The following is a 428-nucleotide window of genomic DNA, read 5'->3' as shown; positions in this document are numbered from 1 at the left end:
GTGCGACGCCGATCGACTGGCGATGAGCGCTGATGGCGCCCTTGCTGCGACCCGTCGTACCGGAGGTGAAGAGGATGTCACTGACATCGTCGGGCGTCACCGCTGTAGCCCGAGCGTCGGCTTCGGTGCGGGTGTCGTCCGTCGCGAGGGCGAGGAAGTCCTCGAACTCGATGACGCCGGCGCGAGCGTCGTCGCCGTCTACCGGTACGCGGATCAGCGTCGGAATCGACAGGTCGGGATTAGCGTCGAGCAACTGCTGGTATCGATCGGCCTTGAGGAACTTGCCGACGACTACCAGGGCAGCCGCGTCGACGCGCTCGACGATGTCGAGTGCCTCGGTGCCCGTGTATCTGGTGTTGATCGGGATAATTGCTGCTCCGGCGTACTGCGCGCCCAGCAGTGCAATCACCCAGTGGTGGGTGTTGGGC

1 protein-coding gene is annotated in these 428 nt (G+C 65.0%); it reads right to left on the bottom strand.

The genetic code is table 11. The features are described 5' to 3' along the window. Positions 1-409: AMP-binding protein (locus C1I99_RS32020; RefSeq protein ID WP_325049260.1), on the bottom strand; the 409-nt coding region annotated here is incomplete at its 3' end. Positions 410-428: the final 19 nt, after the last annotated feature.

This window comes from Micromonospora deserti (assembly GCF_003236335.1).
Lineage (GTDB): Bacteria > Actinomycetota > Actinomycetes > Mycobacteriales > Micromonosporaceae > Micromonospora > Micromonospora deserti.
This window is presented reverse-complemented; position numbering and strand designations above follow the sequence as displayed.